The organism is Lederbergia galactosidilytica, from assembly GCF_017873565.1.
Taxonomy (GTDB): domain Bacteria; phylum Bacillota; class Bacilli; order Bacillales; family Bacillaceae_C; genus Lederbergia; species Lederbergia galactosidilytica.
In genome coordinates this window covers 110,334-126,740 of record NZ_JAGGKH010000010.1, presented here as the reverse complement: position 1 = coordinate 126,740, position 16,407 = coordinate 110,334, and the positions used below count along the sequence as shown (strand labels likewise).

Here is a 16,407-nt window from a genome sequence, read left to right as displayed (position 1 = left end):
AAATGAATAAAGGTGCGTGAAGGTTTATATGTTAAGAGGATTATCAGCAGCTGCTTCCGGTATGTACGCACAGCAACGCAAGACAGATTTAATTACGAATAATCTAGCCAATATGAATACCCCAGGCTATAAAGAGAGCCAATCCGCTATGCGGGCATTTCCAGAAATGCTTCTGCAAAAAGTGGGTGGCATGGAAACTCCTAATATACCTACAGAAGTGGGATCGATTAATACTGGCGTCTATATGCAGGAAACAATGCCAAGGTATGTACAGGGTGACCTGTATCAAACCAATCAAAATACTGATTTAGCTCTTACAAATGGTCCCAATGGTACCGTGTTTTTTACAGTTGAAGATCAAGATCAAATCAAGTATACACGTAACGGGCGCTTGGTTCTAAATGAAGAAGGTTTATTAACAACGACAGACGGGTTCCCTATACTGGACAGACAAGGTAACCAAATTACATTAGAAAGTGATCAATTTACCGTGACATCAGACGGAGCGATCATGGAAAATGATAATCAAGTTGCACAGTTAGGAATTGCAATTGCCGCAGACCCTCTAGGACTAATACAAGAAGGAAATAGCTTATTACGTATAGAAGAAGGGGCAGAAGAGCTCCCATTTGCGGATCAAGAACCCTTTACTGTTACGCAAGGTTTTTATGAGCGATCGAATGTAGACCCGTCTCGGGCAATGACAGAGATGCTTAGTGCCTATCGATCCTTTGAGGCCAATCAGAAAATTGTACAAGCCTACGACAGAAGCCTAGATAAAGCCGTGAATGAAGTTGGCAAAGTGAATGGATAATAGCGGATTTGAGTGCTAAGGAGGGGTCTTAGATGAGTCATATGATGACAACGGCAGTAAATACAATGAATCAATTACAGAAACAATTTGATCTAATCAGTCATAATATCAGTAACTCACAAACAACAGGGTTTAAAACTCAAAATGCTTCATTTGCTGAGTTAATGGTTCAATCTATTAATAATCAGTCTTCAGAAGAGAAAGAAATTGGAAGAGTGACACCCTTTGAGATTCGCCAAGGAGTAGGAGCTCGACTAACAAAGTTGCCGATAAACTTGGCACAAGGATCATTAAAGACAACTGACCGTCCTTTGGATATAGCATTTACTAGTCCAAAGCAGTTTTTGAAGGTATCTGATGACGATGCACTCAGATTCACTAGGAATGGTGCATTGTATCTTATGCCTCTTGATAATCAACAAGGGCTTCAGCTTGTAACCCAAGATGGCAACCCTATTCTTGATGAGAATAATAATCGCATTACCTTGCCCAATGAAATCAGCAATATTCAAATCAATGATCATGGCCAGTTAACGGCAGAAGGGTTAGCAAACCCGATACAATTGGGGGTTATTGAAGTAAAGAAACCACAATTACTTGAACAAAAAGGGGATTCATTACTTGGTCTGCCTGATGATCCGAATGTTGAGGCTGAAGAGATCTATACAGATTTAACAACTGGTGCTGGTCTTAGAGGAAATATTGAGATGCAACAACAAACCCTTGAAAACTCAAATGTAGATATCGGTGTTGAGTTATCGAATATGACGATGGTCCAACGCGCTTTGCAATTTCAATCTAGATCAATTTCTATATCAGACCAAATGTTGGGAATTATCAACAATATTCGTTAAAATATGATATGATAAAGTGAACTTTTATTCCAATGGACAAATCTTTCACAGATTTGTGTGAGGATTGCCCCTCACTAAAGATGTTAGCAAGTAAATTTTTCGTTTTAAATCATGGCAAATGATTAAAACAAAGGAGTTTATCGCAAGATGGCCAATCAAATCAGCCAAGAGAAAGTCCAGTCAAGAGAAAAAGTGAAAATGAAAGAACAAGGAAAAAAGATTAAAAAACAAGCAACTTCAGAAGAGAAACAGTCTAACAGACGAGTACGCATTAGGCTTATTCCTATTTGGCTTCGCTTGATTTTAATTATTATCCTTTTTTCGGCTAGCCTTGCGGGTGGATTAATGGTCGGTTACGGAGTCATGGGCGATGGTAAGGCTAAGGATGTTTTTAAAAAAGAAACTTGGACCCATATTATTGACTTAGTAAAAGAAGATAAATAGTAGAAAGCTCCAAACATGAGGTCCTCAAGATCTGATCCAGGATCTTGGGGCGACTGTTCGTACTTAGTTGTGCGCATTGGTATTTTTTTACATAGATTATTGAATCGGAAGGAGAGGACGAATGTTGGATATTCAACAAATTAAGGAAACCATTCCTCATCGCTATCCTTTTTTATTAGTTGACCGAGTTTTAGAAGTAGAAGCAGGTAAAAAGGCTGTTGCAATAAAAAATGTGACTGCAAATGAACCTTTTTTCAATGGACATTTTCCTGAATATCCTGTCATGCCAGGCGTTCTTATTGTAGAGGCATTGGCACAAACAAGTGGTATAGCTATGATGCAAACTTCAGAAAATGAAGGGAAACTCGGCCTATTTGCTGGTATTGATAAGTGTCGTTTTAAACGGCAAGTTATACCTGGAGATCAATTAAGACTTGAAGCAGAAATTACGCGTATGCGAGGTTCGATCGCAAAAGCGAATGTTAAGGCAACTGTAGAAGATGAACTAGTTTGTGAAGCAGAAATCATGTTTGCAATTCAGAAAGTGAAATAATAGTGGAAGCTGACAATGCACATAAGCATGTCAGCTTTTTATATTAAAGGGTAATTTTTTGCTAATTCGCGGGAGTCCATTTATTCGAGACATATTTTATTAAGCGAGACCTATCAGCTTTTCCTTCTAGAAAGGAAATAATTACTTTAAAATGGGGTATTCTATATATCGGTGTAATGATTGAAGTGATTGTAACTCTCCTAATGATTCCATTGTACTCTAATACACAAGCTAATTTTTGCTGCAACCCTTCTACTCAGCGATAACTCTCCACTGTATTTGTGATTGTAAAACTTACAATTATTAAGAAGCCATCCATTTGAGGAATAATGGAAAGCTGAGTCTAGAGAAAATGTTTTATTAAGTTAAAAGAAGGATATGGTATGTATAGGGAACAAGCACATATCTTCTTTTAGTCATCCGCTAAACACCTTATTTAAAATGAAAGAAAGTTTTTTGCAAGGTTTTACGGATTTTGGGAAAGCTAATGTCAGGCTAAGTGCAATGTTATATTTTATTGAATATAACAAAGCCAAAAAATTTCCGCCTATATGGGGCAAATCTGAAAGGAGCTTACCAAAATGAATATGAAATGGACAAAGTATCTAGGAGCAGCTGCCATCACTTCCGTATTACTAGTAGGGTGTGCAAATAATGATAATGATCAGAATCCGCCACCCCCAGTGAATGATAATGGAGTGAATGACAATGGAACCAACGATAATGGTGTAAATGACAATGGAGTGAATGATAATGGTGTCAATGACGATGGTGTCATTGATAATGACGGAAATGACACAGATATGAACGACACGATGGATAACAATTTAGATGGTAATGACAATATTAATAATAATGATATGACTGATGATAACAATAAAGACGATGACAGGAAATAAGCAGGGGAAATCCCTGCTTTTTCTTTTGGGAATTATTGTGAAGGTATTCACGTTTGTTAACTCCCAATTTAAGTCCATCCAAAAATCTGCTCCCTTACTCAAAATTTAAGTGCTTATAATTAAAGTCTCTTTTCATTAAGATAAATACATCGTTTACGTTTAAGGTGGGAACGGGATGAAAATGAACCCAGAACAAACAAAGAAAGCAAACTCCTATGTCTTGAATCCAAATAAAAGGTACAAAATCGCTAAATTAGGAAAGGATCTTATCTCCCAAAGACAATTACAAGTTATGGCGATATTAGGTGTCATTTGGATGATTATTTTTAACTATGTACCTATATGGTTTAATCAAAAGGTCGCGACTCCTGGGTGATGATCGTGTCACAGAGCATATAGCGACAAGCAAGGTCATCGGCCAATACGTGTTTGTGTAAATCAATGTTGCTCGGATTACGTGCTAAAATTCTATTATGAAATTGATTCTAGTCAATGTAATGACAAAGCTTTGAGAGACTTCCAAGAAATCGGATCTTTAATACAGGTAAAAGGGGCGTCCACTTTGCCATAGCTTGACGCCCCATAGATAAGTAAAAGCAGAAAGTGAATACGTAAATTTATGGTTTTAGAATTTTTTGCAAGGTTTGGATATTTGCTTCCATAATACTAAAATAATCTTCATGATTGTTCAGATCATCTTCAGTTATATATTCTAAATTATGAAGTGTTACAGGCGTGGCTCCTGTTTCCTTTTTTACGACATCAGCTACTTTAGTGATTGGCGTTTGATCATATACGATATAGGTAATATCATGTTCAGCCACTGTTTTCACAATCGTTTGCAATTGCTTTTGAGAAGGTTCATTTTCAGGGTTTAAACCCGAAATACTAATTTGCTTAAGGCCATAGCGATGCTCCCAATATCCGTAAGAAGCATGGGAAACTAATATTTCTGGATGTTCGGATGAATCTATTGTTTCTTTTAACTCTTCATCTAAATTCTTTAATTCCTCCTGCAAGCTTTGATAGTTTTCTTCAAAATCCTCTTTAGCAGAAGGCATTGCATCTATTAGAGCGTTTTTTATATTTTCTGCCATACTCATTGCATGATAAGGATCTAACCAAATATGGGGATCCTGGTCATGGTGGTGATGTCCGTGTTCATCATGTCCATCACTGTTCTCTTGCTCGTTCTCGTCACCGTGATCATGCTCATCGCTAAGCTCGCTCTCGTCACCGTGATCATGCTCATCACTAAGCTCGCTCTCGTCACCGTGATCATGCTCATCGCTAAGCTCGCTCTCGTCACCGTGATCATGCTCATCACTAAGCTCGCTCTCGTCACCGTTGTCATGCTCATCGCTAAGCTCGTTCTCGTCACCATGGTCATGCTCATCACTATGCTCATGTTCATCACCACCGTGATCATGTCCATGATCGTCTCCCTGCAATAATTCGACTCCTTGTGAAGCTTCTACTAAAGTGACGTTTTCCTTTGTAAAAATGTCCTTCGTCTTATCAATGAAAGGTTCTAGACCAGCCCCATTAAAAATAAATAAATCAGCATCCGCTATTTCCATCATCTTTTTCATCGTGGGTTCAAAGGTATGGGCATCCGCTCCGGCTGGATAGACACTTTCTACCTGAACATGATTTCCCCCAATTTTTTTTGTGAAATCCTCTATTGTAAATATCGTCGTAAACACCGCCAAAGGTTGCTCTTCATTATTTGCCACTTCTGTTTTACTAGAAGAGGCTGTTTGACAACCACTAAGAAAAATAGAGATTAATAAAAAGAGAGTTAAAAAGATAGAGCTTTTTTTCATACATAACCTTCCTTTCTTTAATTGAACAAAAATAAGTGTAATTTTCTCCTTTCTAATAGAATAAATATAAAGTAAATAGTAACCATTACGATTTGTAGATTCTACTTTGCTAATGAAAATATTCAGTTCTGTAGGAGGATCAAGATCTTCATATGTAATGATGGAAAAAGCTTTATTTTTCATTCATTTCTTGTAAAATCGTAATCATTACGATTTGTATGGTATAATAAAAAAATCAAATTGGCAAGTACTTTTTTTACGTAATGGAAAAAAATTTAGGAAAACAAAAGGGTGGAGAGGTAATTGAATGTAGAAAAAGGTATAAAAACTAGTAAAAAAATTCCTGTTTATGTGTTAAGCGGTTTTTTAGGAAGCGGAAAAACCACCGTATTACTACATATGCTTCAATATTGTAAACAACAGGGATGGAAGCCAGGGATCATCTTAAATGAATTAGGGGAAGCCAATGTTGAAAGCCATTTATTTGAAAACGAAAAAGTATATGAATTATTAAATGGCTGTATTTGTTGTACGATTCAAGATGATTTAAAAGAAACGATGGATGACCTTATTTCTGAGATCGAACGCCAGCCAATAGATGTTTTATTTATTGAAGGGACTGGTGTTGCTAATCCTCTTGAGATTCAAGAGGTTCTCCTAACCTCTCCTTATTTAGATAAATTTAAATTGATGTCTATTATTACGGTCATAGATGCAAGTCATTATTTAGAATATCAAAGTGTTTTTTCAAGTTCTGGTGAAGTTCGTCGTTTGCTAAAGGAGCAGATTGTTTGTGGTAGCTTACTAGTGCTTAATAAAACAGATATTGTTCCAAGTGAAAAATTGAAAAAGCTGAGACAAAAGATAATGAAAATAGCTGGAGATAATAAGATGATAATGGAATGCGCATATGGACAAGTAACACCGAAGATTTTATTTGAACAACGAATTCAATCCATCCTTCTTGATAATCGATTACCAGTGGAGCATGCACATCACCATCACTCTGGTGTGAAAGCTATTAAACTAGAAGATCTCCCTGTCTTGAATCAAAGGAAGCTAGAGAAATGGTTAAAGGAATTGCCTGACTCTGTATTACGTGGAAAGGGATTTATTAAGCTGGAAGGAACGAATGATCTCTTCAGTTTCCAATATGCAGCAAAAAAGATGGCATTAGCCCCAGTACCGCCCTCTTTAGCGCGCGAGCCTGTTATCATTTTGATTGGTATCGGAATTGAAGAAATCCAGATTCAACAATCCTATAAGAAATTAATAACCCAGTAAAAATACTAAAAGACAGGAGTGTAAAGATGCGTGCACAAGAAAATGGCTGGTTAAAAGATGGAATCGGGATCGTCCTAATGGGGCTACTAATATTAATATTTTTATTTGCAGATCTTACGAATATAGCAGAGACTGTTCCGAAATCCTTGTTAAACGTAAACACGATTTTTTTAAGTATTGTCTTAGAAGCCCTTCCCTTTGTTTTGATTGGAGTATTTGTTTCAGCTTTGATTCAAACCTTTTTATCAGAGGAAATGGTGCAAAGGTTTATACCCAAGAATCCTTTGCTGGCCATTATTCCTGCAACAATTGTGAGTGCGATCTTTCCTGTATGTGAATGTGCCATAATACCAGTTGTAAGAAGATTGATGAAAAAAGGCATGCCATTACATGTTGGAGTTATTTTTATTGTGGGAGCACCTATTTTAAATCCGATTGTTTTTGCATCCACCTATTATGCTTTTCAATCGACCCCGTATATCGCTTATGCACGAATGGGTTTGGCTTTCGGTCTTGCTATGATCATTGGTTTAATCACTTTCTTGCTTTATAAAAATCGGAACCAATTAAAATGGACAAGTAATGAGTTAGTGAACAGGGCAACAGGGGCAGGAGAAATCAAAACAAATAAACTAAAATCTACCTTTTACCATGCAAGTGATGAGTTTTTTGATATGGGGAAGTATTTAATTATTGGTGCTCTTATTGCTAGCTTATTTCAAACTTATTTGGATCGAGATGTACTAACTCAATTAGGGACCAATGATGTAACCTCCCCGTTAGTCATGATGGGGCTTGGCTATTTATTATCTTTATGTTCGGAAGCAGATGCGTTTGTCGCCTCCTCATTTGCTCATACCTTTTCTCCTGGATCCTTGCTAGCCTTTTTAATATATGGCCCGATGTTAGATTTAAAGAATACGATTATGCTATTTGCCTATTTTCGAGCTAGGTTTGTTATTGGATTTATGATTATTGTCACAATATCTGTTTATCTAATTATTTTAGGTTATCAAATGTATATGTGAGGTGTGCTAATGCAAAACAGAGGAGATTTTAGTTATCATATTTTGTTTCAGGGAATTATTCTAATCGGTTTTTTCCTATTAATTTTTAAATTAATTGTAACCGGTAATATTCACTATTTTATCGCCCCTAAGATGGTTCCATTTGCATATTTCTCTGTGGCCGTTTTATTTATACTAGGAGTAATTCAAATTTGGCGGGCAACATCGGGAAAAATTGAAGATGTATATTGTAGCTGTGGATTTATTCATAATCAAGGAAATTCTTTTCTCCGTTCGCTCTTTGTCTACACATTGTTTATCTTTCCAGTTTTAACAGGTCTATTATTTCCTAATACGGTTTTAGATAGTTCTGTTGCTGCAAACAGGGGAATAAAGTATGGATCTGGACTTTATACGAAACCTCCTGAAGTGCAGGAAAATATGGATACATCCTTGGCGGAAGAATATTTGCAAGATCCAGAAAAATATATGGAAAACTTAGATAAAAAAGTCGAAGAGCAGGGTGTTGACCAAAATCTAGGATCGTCAGCTGGACAAGAAAGTGGTCTAGAGAATAATGATGTAGTCATTATGACACCCGAAGAGATGGATCAGTTAGCAGGGGAGCTTGCGAACAGTGAAAAAATTAACGTAGATGAAAAACGCTATCTTGCTATAATGGATCGTTTGCATTCCGATCCCCAGTCTTTTATTGGAAAAGAACTAGAAATTAACGGATTTGTTTACAGGGAACCGGACCTTGAAGAAGATCAATTTGTTGTTGCTCGATTTGCTGTATCATGCTGTGTAGCTGATGCTTCGGTCTATGGAATGATGGCCGCAACTCCAGAAGCTTCGACATTGGAAGTTGATCAATGGGTAAAGGCAACTGGAGTACTAGAAACAACTCAATTGGATGGTTGGGAGCTTCCATTTCTGCGCATCACAAAGATAGAGAAAATCGAACAACCAGAGAATCCCTATGTATATGAAATATATACTCAGTTATTAGAGTAATGATCCTAAAGCTTTCTAAAGAAGAGGCAAATTGTTAGAGGCTAGGACAAAAGTGTTTTCACTAACGAAAAACTGAACGACTAAGTGCATGTCATCCGCTCTGAAAATATATTTCGCTTTCCCCAGGTGACAGGATGCCGCGGTTTTAGCCTGCTATCCTAAAGTCGCACACGGGAATCTCACCAATGCCTTTTCGACGAACACGATGTTCTAGTTTCGGCATTGGTTACTTCCAGCAGGAGTCTACGTATATTTCTTGCGCTATAGTCATGCATCGTTTGACACTTAATATTTTAATTATGTCCCAGCTTCGGAGTATATAACCTACCCGAGATGGAAGGGGGTGAGTCCCAAACATATGGGAGGCTCACCTTTTCTTTTTAAAAAGACGCTGAAAAGCCAAAAAATCTATAAAAGATCATACCTACTTTTATTTCTATAAACACACTTGGCGAAAATTCATCTTAGGCTCCACCGTGCCAATGTTTTACTTCTCGCAAGAGTTACTGAATTTTGATCTACTAAATCTATATATTGCTTGTCTTGAAAGTTGTTTGGATAAATTGAAATTCAGAGAGTGGAACCTACGCTAAAATTTAATACTGAGGTATAAAATCAATCAAAATTATGCTTTCGGTTTTGAAATACCTGCTGGCTAGAGATTATGATTGCTTACTTTTTTGGTGTGTCTTCATCCGATTTTTAAATTCTGTTCGTAATGCTTCGCCTTTATACCCTTCCTTAATTAATTCACCTAACATTAATTCCAAGTATTCAATTCGCTTTTTGCTTAATTTGCCCTTTAATAATACACTAATATGCTGATCCAAATCTTGAATAGAATGAACTTGGACAGTAAAGGGGGCAGGATCATTCCCTGGATGGGTAATGACGACTCTAATTTCAAAAGTTTCCTTTTCATCAAGCTTCTCTTGGAATTCCTGTTTAAAACTTTTATCAATATAAGTCTCGATAATCCAATCGCCATCTTCACTTTCCATATTAATGACCAATCCATCTGTTAAAGGAATTTCAACGGTTTGTTGTTGCTTGATTAGTTGAAGAGCTATAATTTTAAAGCTTTTCATTTTTATCCCTCCAGTTCGGCCTTACCTAAAATTATAGCATGATCTTTTCATTTTTTTAAAAACTTTGTAAAAAGCGATTTTTCAATTCAAATTGAAAGATAAAATCGGATTTTGGGACATGAAATAGTTGTATTTCAATAAAAAACAGACGATAAAATCAAATTTTTCTGATTTTACGAGAGAAAAAATGTCCGTTATGATATGAGTAACTTGTCGAAAAAGGAGGGGAAATGGTGATTAATCAGGTGACTCTGGTTGGGCGATTAACAAAAGAGCCTAGTCTTCGCTATACAATGGAAGGAAAAGCTGTACTGAATGTGACGATTGCCCTCAATCGAATTTTTAAAAATGCTCAAGGAGAGTATGATGCAGATTTTGTCCTTTGTACTTTATGGGGAAAAACCGCGGAAAACACTTCAAAGTTTTGTACCAAAGGTTCGCTAATTGGTATTACAGGGAGGATCCAAACAAGAAATTATGAAAATCAAGATGGAAAGCGAGTTTATGTTACAGAGGTATTGGCTGAATCAGTAAAGTTTATGGATAAAAAATCGAAAGAGGAAAATGCCTTTTAATGGGCAGATTATAATCTGAATTTTATTAAGAATAATATAGTTGGAGGTGAATATCTGATTAGTGAAAAAGGAAAGCATTCGGTTGAAATGATGGTTGGTGATCTTATTCTTATGTTAGGGAAAGCCAATCGTGAGTTATATGAATTAAGGAATAGAGTGGATTACCTAGAAAATCTCCTACAGAAACCAGTCATAAAGAGTTCCCCAGATTCCACCCTCAATTTAGAGAGAGAAATGGCACAATAAACTTTCTCCATCTGTGCCAATTATTGCTCCTCGTTTTTTCCTCATTTTAAAGGCTGTACCAAGTGGAATGGTACAGCCTTTTTCTTAATGGATTTTTGAGATTAAGTTCTTTACTTGAGTATAATCTATGCTACCCGAAAGCTTTCCATATAAAAGCTTTTCAGCTTCCGATATAAGGTGTGGGAGGTCTTCCTCAGCTGCACATATCGCATCCCACTGCAAATGCCTTGGTAACCACGTTTTTGGGAATAAGGATGGATCTTCTAATAGTCCATCCACTTCTTTATCACAGATTCCTCGGACGAGAAAATCTGCGCGTAATTGTTGCCTTTCTTCTTGAAATTGTTTGTCTCTATCCTTTAATAAACTTAAAAACTCAGTCATTTTCTCTTGGTTCATGGAATCACTAGACATAGGAAAGATCTCCTTTCTGGATTCAGCTTTCAGCCCCGAGAGGCTCGCAAGATCGAGTCCAGCGGTATGGACATGTTCCACGAAATAATCTGAGCCAATAAGGGCACAAAGCGCCTTTCTTTATTTCAGAATATGTGCTTGTCGACGGTAGAGGGGCGTCTTGCGCTTTTCTTATTAAGCTAGCGATAATAAAGAACGCAGTTCATCATTTGATAATTCTGTTACCCATTGATCACTGCGAATAATTTCTTCGTTAAGAGCTTGCTTTTTCTCTAACATCATATCAATACGTTCTTCCAATGTTCCTGTTGTAATAAATTTATGGACATGAACAAAACGGTCTTGACCAATTCGATAGGCACGGTCAGTAGCTTGATTTTCAACAGCTGGGTTCCACCAGCGATCATAATGGATCACATGATTGGCCGCTGTTAAGTTTAATCCCGTTCCACCCGCCTTTAAGGATAATAGAAAGAAAGGATATTCACCTGCTTGAAAACGGGCCACAAATTCGTCTCTCTTTGCTTTAGGCATGCTTCCGTTTAAGAATGGAACCTCGATCGAAAACCGCTCTTGTAGAAGCTGACGAATCATTTCACCCATTTGAATATATTGAGTGAATATAATCCCTGCCTCTCCTCTTTCCACGATGGAATCTGCTAATCCAACCAATGTCTTAATCTTATTGGAACGGTCCAGAACATTTTCAGGTTGAGCTTCTTTTAAGTAAAGCGCAGGATGATTGCATAATTGCTTTAATCTGTTTAACATTTGTAAAATCAATCCCTTACGCTCAAAAAAGCTTAACGTTTCAATTTTTGAAAAGGTTTCTTGGACTAAGTCCTCATACAAAGCAGCTTGCTCAGCTGTTAAGGCACAGTATTCTTTTTGTTCTAGCTTTTCCGGTAGATTCAATTCCACCTCTGGGTCCCTTTTCGTTCTTCTTAATAAAAAGGGTTTAATCAGGCGTTGCAATTCCTTAATCTTTCTTTCAGAATTGTCCTTTTCAATCGGAGAAATATATTTCTTTTGAAATTGGCCAAAGGTTCCCAAATAGCCATGATTAATAAAATCAAAGATGGACCATAATTCAGCCAAACGATTTTCCATCGGTGTCCCTGTTAGAGCGATATGATGTACACCTGTTAATTTTCGAATGGCTCGGGATTGCTTTGTTTCAGCATTTTTAATATTCTGTGCTTCATCTAAGGCAATAGTGCCCCAATTCACCGTCGAAAACTCATCGTAATCAAGATGGGTTAAGCCATAACTGGTTAGAACGACATCAGCATTTTGAATACTCTGTGAGAAAGCAGCTTCCTTTGGACGATTGGGTCCATAATGAAGAACCACATTTAGACTTGGTGCAAACTTCTCTAATTCACGTTGCCAATTTCCCAACACAGTTGTTGGGCAAATAATGAGAGCAGGTTCCTTACTTAGATGATTGTTTTTAACATGGAGTAAATAAGCAATAAGTTGAATCGTTTTTCCTAAGCCCATATCATCCGCTAAGCAAGCACCAAAGCCAAATTGCCGCAGAAAAGCAAGCCAGTCAACGCCAAGCTTTTGATAAGGACGTAACTCGCCCAATAATTGATTCGAAATCTTAATAGATGGAATTTCATCTAATGTATGAAGCTGTTTGAGCATTTTTTTGAGTGATTGATTTAGTTCAATTTTGATTTGCGCAAAGGCACGTGGGTCGAAGTCATCTTCAGGTGTTGCAGCCAGTTCTTCTTCAGCTTCCATCGCAAAAATATCCTGCATGCGCAAGCCTTCTTTTTTGGCTTGCGACATTAATGCTTGAAGATGGGCAATCATTTTCGGATCCAGTTTCACCCAACGACCGCGAACTTTAACGAGACGGCGTTGTTCTTGAACAAGTTTCTGAAATTCTTCCTCTGATAGGTCAGCCCCATTCATGGAAAAACGCCAATTAAAATTAAGCATGGCATCTAATCCAACAAAGGAAGGTCGATATTGGGTAGCTGTTTGTTTCACTCGAGCTTTGACGGTTAAATTCGCTTCCCGCATGGCTTCCCACCAACTTGGTAGAAGAATATCTACACCAAGTGAAAGCAATTTCTCACTTGCCTCTGTGAGAAAATCCCAAGCAGCTGTTTCTTCAAGGGTCTCTGTGAGGCCTGTTTCACCTTCTAACCAAGGAAATAGCTGAATCCAACGTTTTTCCTCTTTTGCTACTTCTGCCAAATAAGGCTGCCAGCGTTTGGGGATTTTTTCATAGGTTGCATAGACTTTATCCGGATCTTTTAGATCACGAAGAACGGTTTCTAATCCCCAAGGTTCTTCATCAGTATCAGGTTCTAATAGACGTAGCCCAATCGAGAAGGGAAGTTTCTCTTCAGAAAGATTAGCCCATTCTTTCCATTTTTCTTCATCAAAATAAGTATTTAATTCTGCGGCTGTAAATGGACTTTCATGTAAAGCTGCTAACTTTTCCGCTAGACGAGGATGATGCAGCCCCTTCTCAAGATAATGGGTTAAGGCATAATGATAAAGCTTTGGAATAAAGGACTGAATAGATTCACCAAATAATGTTTGTTCCCAAAAGCTTTCCTGAAACTCATCCCATACAAGAGAAGGAACCTTCCATGTAAATAAGGCTTCTTCCTCTTCAGAAAAGTAAGGATTCCAATTGCCACTATGAATGGCTTCAAGAATAATCGGAGCAACATTTAATAGAGCTTCTTCAGGTTCCTCCCAAATCCAATGAATAAAGGGGCTAAAGCTCTCTCTTCCAAGTAGGCTCAAAAGTTCATAACTATTAAGTCTAATGCCTTCTATATGATTATGGGTTTCTCTATTTAAGAAAGAACCATAAAAGCTTTCCTCATGCCAAAGAAAAAGATTAGATTGCCAATAGGAGGTATCCATAGACTCTCCTTGTTGATTTTCGGCATAAAGGAAGAAGCTATCAGAAGCGAGTGGTCGGATATGCAGTTGTAATTGATCATTATTCTTCATGAACTAACTTTCCTTTCCGGCACTCTTCTTGAAAGGCACGTAAACGTTTCGTCTTCTTTAATAAAGTGGATAAATAAAATTCCCACTGATCTAAATTCTTTTCCTTTCGATAAACGGTGCGTAATTTCTTTAAGTAACGTACGGCTTTTTTATATGAATCCCGGTTACGTAGGTCAATTTGTTCAATAACCGCGGCATGATAAAGTGGTTTAATGGCAACAGGATCTTGCTTGGCAACCAAGTCAAGGGTGGCACGATCAATGAAATCAATCGTATCCCCCATATAAACTTGAAGGGCTACCCATTTTCGATAATCCTGTTTATTTAGTAAGTATTCATTATAACGAAAGCGACTATAAGGTAATAAAGTTGTGTATAATCTTTCGATCAAGGAAGCATCTATTTTAGTTAATGTTTCTTCATCCATTGTTTCGTATAAAGTGCGTGTAAAGTGAATTTTTTCATGTGGCAAAGTTAAGCTTGCTACATACTGCTCAATTTGGCGAATAAATTCAGGAATCAAAGGTGAAATTCGTTCCTTCGGTAGCCACTCAAAACAACTCAACAAATATGGGGCAATATTCGCTCCATAATTCTTTATTCTCTGTAAAGCCAATTCATCTTTTTCTAATAAAATCGATAAATGAATAAGTCCGATTTGAATTCGCGGCTGAGCAAGATCACTATGATTTTGGAGCTGATTCCATTCTTCCGCTCTTTCGTGTTTCTTTCTAAAAAGTGATGTCCAAATTAGTAAATACATTAGAGTAAAACTAGCATCAAAAGCTGTCTCAGTTTCTAATAAACGGATACTATTGCTTCGCAAATAATCCAAATATTCATCAAAAGCAAATGGAGAGGCAGTTGCTGACAAAGTCATGATCGCTTCTTTTGCTTCTTCTACCATTTTTTCCGCAAAAAATGACATTTCTTCCATTTTTTCAGAATTTGTGGCAATGGAGTCGAGCATAATTAAGGATTCAAAAGCAGCGAACAGTTGGAATAACGGCCGCCATTCCCGTTCAATCGGTGCGAGTCCAAGTAATCGTTGATAACGAGTCCGTGCCCATTCCTGTAATTGATAAATATTTTGTGGAGGAACATTAGAATAAGCTTGCTGAATACGCTTGACCCATTGTGACGGACCACTCTCCGGATTTGGTGATGGCTGCTGTAAGAGATCTGAGCCACGTTTTAAACTAGAAAGAATATCCTCTACTTCCCAGTGAGCCTTCCATTCCTGAGTCCAAGTAAAAATATTCTGAGCTTTACTTAAAATCGCAAAAAAAAGGGCGAGTTGATGACGACATATGCCCGCCTCAGGACAAGAACATGTATTTCTTTCCATCTCATCAAAATAGAGCTCAACAGCAACAGTACTTACATCACGTACATTCCCGACCATCTTTTTATGGCTGAACTTGACATTATACACATTCTGCTCCCGAAATAGCATCATCCCTCTTTGGACTAATCTTTGATGCACTTCCGTTCTTGGATCCAACAGATTCTGCAATTCTTCACTATATGATTGTATCGATTTTAACAAGCCCTGATTATATATCATTGCAAACCTCCAAATCCCTATTATACCGTGATTTGAGAAAATAAAAAAGAGGGAGGGGATTCTTGCGCAAACTTCCACGACATTGACAAAGAAAAAAACTATTTCTATGATTGATTTAGGAAAAAGTTTAGAATGCTCTTAGGAAAAAAGAAAGCGATTGTATTGTTTTTAGAGCAAAGTTCTTGAAAGGAATTAAGAAGATGGAACATCTATCAGGTATATTCAAATGGTTATATGGGATCGGCGATGGATTGGCAAAGATGATTTATTTACATATTCTTTGGGTGCTTTTTACCTGTTTAGGCATTGGTGTTTTTGGTGTTATTCCGGCAACAGCGGCATTGTTTTCTACTATTCATAAAACAATTGAAAGAAATAGGGATGAGTCGATTTTCCAAACCTTTTATTCTAGCTATAAAAGTCAGTTTATAAAAGCAAATGGTTATGGTTTGATTATCATAGGAACCGGACTCTTTTTATATTGGGATGTAACCATTTCCAAACAAGTCATTCAATCGGCCATTTTGCACATGATTCTACTTATTCTTTGTTTCTTCTATTTTATTACTGTTCTTTATTTCTTTCCTGTTTTTGCACGTTATGAATTGAAAGGCTTTCAATATATAAAACAAGCATTTTTGATTGCGATTAGCAGACCATTTGAGACCATTGCAATGATTCTTTGTTTATTGATTCTTTATTACATTTTTATCTTTATTCCAGTTTTATACGTATTCATGGGAGTTTCCATGCTGGCATATCCTGTGATGTGGTTCGCTATGCGGGCTTTTAATGGAATAGAAGAGAAGAAATCGTGATGGGAAATGAGGG

The 16,407-nt window shown here is 37.2% G+C and carries 17 protein-coding genes; 12 read left to right on the top strand and 5 right to left on the bottom strand.

Going from position 1 to position 16,407, the window contains the following annotated elements; all coding sequences use genetic code 11:
- Positions 1-28 precede the first annotated feature (28 nt).
- The 6 genes from J2Z23_RS12120 (at position 29) to J2Z23_RS12095 (ending at position 3,940) form a co-directional block, all read left to right on the top strand.
- Positions 29-814 (top strand): flagellar hook-basal body protein, encoded by a 786-nt coding sequence (locus tag J2Z23_RS12120; protein WP_057982598.1) that lies wholly within the window; start codon positions 29-31, stop codon positions 812-814.
- Positions 815-846: 32 nt separating this feature from the next.
- Complete coding sequence (locus tag J2Z23_RS12115) at positions 847-1,668, top strand: flagellar hook-basal body protein (protein ID WP_057982596.1); 822 nt, start codon at positions 847-849, stop codon at positions 1,666-1,668.
- A 147-nt stretch (positions 1,669-1,815) separates the two neighbouring features.
- Entirely contained in the window at positions 1,816-2,112 is a 297-nt protein-coding gene (locus J2Z23_RS12110) for a DNA-directed RNA polymerase subunit beta (protein ID WP_057982588.1), read from the top strand.
- Positions 2,113-2,233: 121 nt separating this feature from the next.
- The gene (gene fabZ / locus J2Z23_RS12105; protein ID WP_057982586.1) at positions 2,234-2,665 is read left to right on the top strand and encodes a 3-hydroxyacyl-ACP dehydratase FabZ; all 432 of its coding nucleotides are present in this window, start codon (positions 2,234-2,236) and stop codon (positions 2,663-2,665) included.
- A 587-nt stretch (positions 2,666-3,252) separates the two neighbouring features.
- Positions 3,253-3,564 carry an outer membrane protein assembly factor BamD gene (locus J2Z23_RS12100; protein WP_128738693.1) on the top strand — a complete coding sequence of 104 codons (312 nt, stop codon included), beginning with the start codon at positions 3,253-3,255 and terminating at the stop codon, positions 3,562-3,564.
- A 175-nt stretch (positions 3,565-3,739) separates the two neighbouring features.
- Complete coding sequence (locus J2Z23_RS12095) at positions 3,740-3,940, top strand: hypothetical protein (RefSeq protein ID WP_057982579.1); 201 nt, start codon at positions 3,740-3,742, stop codon at positions 3,938-3,940.
- Between the two features lie 241 nt (positions 3,941-4,181).
- Here the strand turns inward: J2Z23_RS12095 and J2Z23_RS12090 are convergent, their stop codons facing one another.
- Entirely contained in the window at positions 4,182-5,573 is a 1,392-nt protein-coding gene (locus J2Z23_RS12090; protein WP_238482744.1) for a metal ABC transporter solute-binding protein, Zn/Mn family, read from the bottom strand.
- Between the two features lie 120 nt (positions 5,574-5,693).
- On the opposite strand from J2Z23_RS12090, the gene J2Z23_RS12085 reads away from it, so the two are divergent.
- Genes J2Z23_RS12085 through J2Z23_RS12075 form a run of 3 tightly spaced genes read left to right on the top strand, consistent with a single transcriptional unit; the run spans position 5,694 to position 8,698 of the window.
- On the top strand, positions 5,694-6,674 hold the full coding sequence (locus J2Z23_RS12085) for a CobW family GTP-binding protein (RefSeq protein WP_057982575.1): 981 nt from the start codon (positions 5,694-5,696) through the stop codon (positions 6,672-6,674).
- Between the two features lie 26 nt (positions 6,675-6,700).
- Positions 6,701-7,702 carry a permease gene (locus J2Z23_RS12080; protein WP_209974086.1) on the top strand — a complete coding sequence of 334 codons (1,002 nt, stop codon included), beginning with the start codon at positions 6,701-6,703 and terminating at the stop codon, positions 7,700-7,702.
- Positions 7,703-7,711: 9 nt separating this feature from the next.
- Positions 7,712-8,698 (top strand): TIGR03943 family putative permease subunit, encoded by a 987-nt coding sequence (locus J2Z23_RS12075; protein WP_209974084.1) that lies wholly within the window; start codon positions 7,712-7,714, stop codon positions 8,696-8,698.
- Between the two features lie 662 nt (positions 8,699-9,360).
- Here J2Z23_RS12075 and J2Z23_RS12070 read toward each other — a convergent pair.
- A complete protein-coding gene (locus tag J2Z23_RS12070; protein ID WP_057982569.1) occupies positions 9,361-9,786 on the bottom strand; it encodes a YwpF family protein in 426 nt (141 codons plus the stop codon).
- A gap of 233 nt (positions 9,787-10,019) precedes the next feature.
- Between J2Z23_RS12070 and ssb the strand changes: the two genes are divergently transcribed.
- Together ssb and J2Z23_RS12060 are read left to right on the top strand one after the other, a co-directional pair.
- Positions 10,020-10,361, top strand: a complete 342-nt coding sequence (gene ssb / locus J2Z23_RS12065) for a single-stranded DNA-binding protein (protein WP_057982567.1) — start codon at positions 10,020-10,022, stop codon at positions 10,359-10,361.
- Between the two features lie 87 nt (positions 10,362-10,448).
- Positions 10,449-10,607, top strand: a complete 159-nt coding sequence (locus J2Z23_RS12060; RefSeq protein WP_209974081.1) for a hypothetical protein — start codon at positions 10,449-10,451, stop codon at positions 10,605-10,607.
- Positions 10,608-10,691: 84 nt separating this feature from the next.
- On the opposite strand, the gene J2Z23_RS12055 is transcribed toward J2Z23_RS12060, so the two are convergent.
- The 3 genes from J2Z23_RS12055 to J2Z23_RS12045 all read right to left on the bottom strand — a co-directional run bounded on the left by J2Z23_RS12055 (position 10,692) and on the right by J2Z23_RS12045 (position 15,576).
- Positions 10,692-11,021: a hypothetical protein gene (locus J2Z23_RS12055; RefSeq protein WP_057982565.1), complete on the bottom strand. Its 330-nt coding sequence runs from the start codon at positions 11,019-11,021 to the stop codon at positions 10,692-10,694.
- Between the two features lie 174 nt (positions 11,022-11,195).
- Complete coding sequence (locus J2Z23_RS12050; RefSeq protein WP_209974079.1) at positions 11,196-14,009, bottom strand: DEAD/DEAH box helicase; 2,814 nt, start codon at positions 14,007-14,009, stop codon at positions 11,196-11,198.
- Entirely contained in the window at positions 13,999-15,576 is a 1,578-nt protein-coding gene (locus J2Z23_RS12045) for an SWIM zinc finger family protein (protein WP_209974077.1), read from the bottom strand. The genes J2Z23_RS12050 and J2Z23_RS12045 overlap by 11 nt, the downstream gene beginning before the upstream one ends.
- A gap of 182 nt (positions 15,577-15,758) precedes the next feature.
- On the opposite strand from J2Z23_RS12045, the gene J2Z23_RS12040 reads away from it, so the two are divergent.
- Complete coding sequence (locus J2Z23_RS12040; RefSeq protein WP_209974075.1) at positions 15,759-16,394, top strand: YesL family protein; 636 nt, start codon at positions 15,759-15,761, stop codon at positions 16,392-16,394.
- The last annotated feature ends 13 nt before the right edge of the window (positions 16,395-16,407 follow it).

Coding starts and splice junctions, on each gene's coding strand:
- J2Z23_RS12110 (WP_057982588.1), top strand. CDS start 1,816: ATGGCCAATCAAATCAGCCAAGAGAAAGTCCAGTCAAGAGAAAAAGTG.
- J2Z23_RS12075 (WP_209974084.1), top strand. CDS start 7,712: ATGCAAAACAGAGGAGATTTTAGTTATCATATTTTGTTTCAGGGAATT.
- J2Z23_RS12120 (WP_057982598.1), top strand. CDS start 29: ATGTTAAGAGGATTATCAGCAGCTGCTTCCGGTATGTACGCACAGCAA.
- fabZ (WP_057982586.1), top strand. CDS start 2,234: ATGTTGGATATTCAACAAATTAAGGAAACCATTCCTCATCGCTATCCT.
- J2Z23_RS12115 (WP_057982596.1), top strand. CDS start 847: ATGAGTCATATGATGACAACGGCAGTAAATACAATGAATCAATTACAG.
- J2Z23_RS12045 (WP_209974077.1), bottom strand. CDS start 15,576: ATGATATATAATCAGGGCTTGTTAAAATCGATACAATCATATAGTGAA.
- J2Z23_RS12055 (WP_057982565.1), bottom strand. CDS start 11,021: ATGTCTAGTGATTCCATGAACCAAGAGAAAATGACTGAGTTTTTAAGT.
- J2Z23_RS12095 (WP_057982579.1), top strand. CDS start 3,740: ATGAAAATGAACCCAGAACAAACAAAGAAAGCAAACTCCTATGTCTTG.
- J2Z23_RS12100 (WP_128738693.1), top strand. CDS start 3,253: ATGAAATGGACAAAGTATCTAGGAGCAGCTGCCATCACTTCCGTATTA.
- J2Z23_RS12050 (WP_209974079.1), bottom strand. CDS start 14,009: ATGAAGAATAATGATCAATTACAACTGCATATCCGACCACTCGCTTCT.
- J2Z23_RS12080 (WP_209974086.1), top strand. CDS start 6,701: ATGCGTGCACAAGAAAATGGCTGGTTAAAAGATGGAATCGGGATCGTC.
- J2Z23_RS12090 (WP_238482744.1), bottom strand. CDS start 5,573: ATGAAAAATAAAGCTTTTTCCATCATTACATATGAAGATCTTGATCCT.
- J2Z23_RS12060 (WP_209974081.1), top strand. CDS start 10,449: ATGATGGTTGGTGATCTTATTCTTATGTTAGGGAAAGCCAATCGTGAG.
- J2Z23_RS12070 (WP_057982569.1), bottom strand. CDS start 9,786: ATGAAAAGCTTTAAAATTATAGCTCTTCAACTAATCAAGCAACAACAA.